Source organism: Enterobacter sp. SECR19-1250, from assembly GCF_013391025.1.
GTDB classification, from domain to species: Bacteria; Pseudomonadota; Gammaproteobacteria; order Enterobacterales; family Enterobacteriaceae; genus Enterobacter; species Enterobacter cloacae.
Map to the genome: position 1 here is coordinate 1 of NZ_JACASJ010000226.1, position 2,427 is coordinate 2,427.

Annotated in this window: 4 protein-coding genes; 1 reads left to right on the plus strand and 3 read right to left on the minus strand. The window is 43.6% G+C overall.

What is annotated here, in order from left to right; all coding sequences use genetic code 11:
- Window positions 1-153: 153 nt before the first annotated feature.
- Complete coding sequence (locus HX884_RS26085; RefSeq protein WP_000051066.1) at window positions 154-384, minus strand: plasmid partition protein ParG; 231 nt, start codon at window positions 382-384, stop codon at window positions 154-156.
- Between the two features lie 51 nt (window positions 385-435).
- On the minus strand, window positions 436-1,056 hold the full coding sequence (locus tag HX884_RS26090) for a ParA family protein (protein ID WP_000864788.1): 621 nt from the start codon (window positions 1,054-1,056) through the stop codon (window positions 436-438).
- Window positions 1,057-1,350: 294 nt separating this feature from the next.
- On the opposite strand from HX884_RS26090, the gene HX884_RS26095 reads away from it, so the two are divergent.
- On the plus strand, window positions 1,351-1,998 hold the full coding sequence (locus HX884_RS26095) for a recombinase family protein (RefSeq protein WP_024262784.1): 648 nt from the start codon (window positions 1,351-1,353) through the stop codon (window positions 1,996-1,998).
- 176 nt (window positions 1,999-2,174) lie between these two features.
- On the opposite strand, the gene HX884_RS26100 is transcribed toward HX884_RS26095, so the two are convergent.
- Window positions 2,175-2,427 (minus strand): HNH endonuclease signature motif containing protein (locus HX884_RS26100; RefSeq protein ID WP_178329009.1); only part of this gene is annotated, 253 nt, incomplete at its 5' end.

Below are 2,427 nucleotides of genomic sequence, written 5' to 3' on the forward strand. Positions count from 1 at the left end.
GCTCCGGATGAATATGATGATCTCATATCAGGAACTTGTTCGCACCTTCCCTAAGTTTTGCAGAATCAAGTAACTATTGGCTGTTGTACATAGCCAGAGCTGCTTTGAGAACAGTTGTTTTGCGTCGGCCTGTCTGTTCGCTTCGGCTTCCAATTATTCGTTTTCTTTGAGCCAGTTATCTACAAGCTGGTTCACCACGTCAGTGATTGATGTACCTTTCCTGGCGCATGCAGCCTTAAACCGAGTGTGCTTTTCTTCATCAAAATTAACGTTAACACGTTTGATTTTTCCAGATGATACTGGTGCTGTTACTACTCGTTCCAGATCTCTGTTTTCACCAAAGGTCATTTTTTTTACTGACGTATGCGCTTTTTCAAGTGACATTCAGGCTACTCCGGTTTTTATACTTATTTGATTATATGAGTAAATGTGTAATTACTCAAACATTCTAACTATCTCTTTTGTAAGGATTTCTATTTCACCTTTTGCAGCACCATCACTGGATTCAAACACGCTGTCGCCATCAAGAATTGATTTCACGTAAACCTGACGTTGTGTAATAGCTGTACGAAATGCTTTAACACCGGTGTCTTTGATACTTTCTTTAAGCACATTCAACATGGTTGCCATTTCTATCTTACGGGTGATCAGAAAGCGGGCTTCAACTTTGCGGCTGTAAGCCTGTGCTTCCAGAACAGTAACGACGCTTCCTGCTGCGGAGAAATCCAGAGGGCTGGGGGTGACAGGGATAATTACCAGATCGCTTACCATGACGGCTGCGGAGGTGATTACTGAGAGTGAACCTGCCCCGTCCACAATAGCAAAGTCATAGTCCGCCAGATCTTTTCGGATTCCATAGACGTCTTTTTCAGATGCTGCTGTAAATACGTCAAATGCTGCCTTGCCCGCTTTGCTCCAGTTCGTCAGGCTCATTTGTGGATCTGTATCTACCACAGCAATGTTGTATCCGCTCCTGCTCAACGCAGTGGCTATGTTGATTACGGCAGTTGTTTTACCTGAACCCCCTTTCGGATTCAGAAATGAGATCACCTTCATACTCAAATCCTCAATTGTGTGTCTACTCAATTACTCCTGTGAGTTTTTGAGTTTATCATACTTTTTGTATGAGTAAAGGTTAATATGAGTTTATGTGTATATGAGTTAAGGAGTATCTACTCATTTGAGTTGTCTTGTGTATATGAGTGTTTGAGTTTATGAGTGTGTAGTGACAAGGTCACATCTACTCATTATTTGTTTTTTGGTTCTTTTAGAGTATGCCTTTAAAATACCATGCGAAACAGGTGCTATATGGTTATGCTTTAATAACCTAAATTGAACTGGTTCGACATTGTGACTCATACCGTACCGCAAAGCTTTGTCCGGGCTTATTTACGCGCCTCAACATCTGAACAAGACGCTTCTCGCGCACTCGCTGCGATCGATAGCTTTGCTGATGAGCGTGGCCTTAACATCTGCAATTACTACATCGAGAATGAATCTGGTTCGCGGCTCGACCGACCGGAATTATTCAGACTGCTGAACGACTGCCGACAGAACGATATTCTCCTCATTGAAGATGTTGATCGGCTTTCACGCTTAACTGGTGAAGACTGGAACAGCCTGAAGAAGTTGATTCGCCAGAAGGATATTCGAGTGATGGCCATCAACGTACCGACAACCTGGATTGCTTCAGCGAGCCATGATTTTGATAGTCGCATGTTTGCTGCAATCAACGATATGTTGCTTGATATGCTGGCTGCTGTGGCTCGTCGTGATTATGAACAACGCCGGGAACGTCAAAGGCAGGGGATTAATAAAGCTCAAAAGGAGGGAAAATATAAGGGGCGTCAGGTCAATCAGGCTCGATACGATGCAATTAATCGGTTGCTCGATAGCGGTAGTTCTTGGAGCCAGGTTCAGAAAATTATGGCCTGTAGTCGAGGGACAATTAGTAGTGCTGTAAAATCGAGGGAAGATAAACGTGCTTTGAGTAAGTAGTTACAACACACAAGAAAATGTCTACCCGTCCTAGCTGGTTGGCTTGTGAGATGTTCCAGATCTATATAAATATCACCCGAAATTTCATCATCTGGATTTTCGAAGAGCCGTCCCTAACTCGTAAGGCCTCCTATTATATCGCCACTGAGCGTGGCGAGGTTATCGGGAAGTTATGTTCAACCTTGCTTGTTAACCGCCACTAATTCTAAAGCACCATAATGAGCTTGCCTATGGCAATTAGGACACAATGCTATAGCATTTTCCACGGAATCTTCCCCGCCTTTAGAAAGCCACTCAATGTGGTGAACTTCGAGAAATGGTGTACCATCTTCTTTCAAGAAAGGCGCATCACGCTTACAGCTTTGGCACTTACCCTTAGGGAAGGTGCGAACAAGTCCCTGATATGAGATCATGTTTGTCATCTGGAGC

Bases quoted from the DNA above. Each gene is read 5' to 3' on its own strand.
- HX884_RS26085 (WP_000051066.1), bottom strand. From the start codon at position 384: ATGTCACTTGAAAAAGCGCATACGTCAGTAAAAAAAATGACCTTTGGT.
- HX884_RS26090 (WP_000864788.1), bottom strand. From the start codon at position 1,056: ATGAAGGTGATCTCATTTCTGAATCCGAAAGGGGGTTCAGGTAAAACA.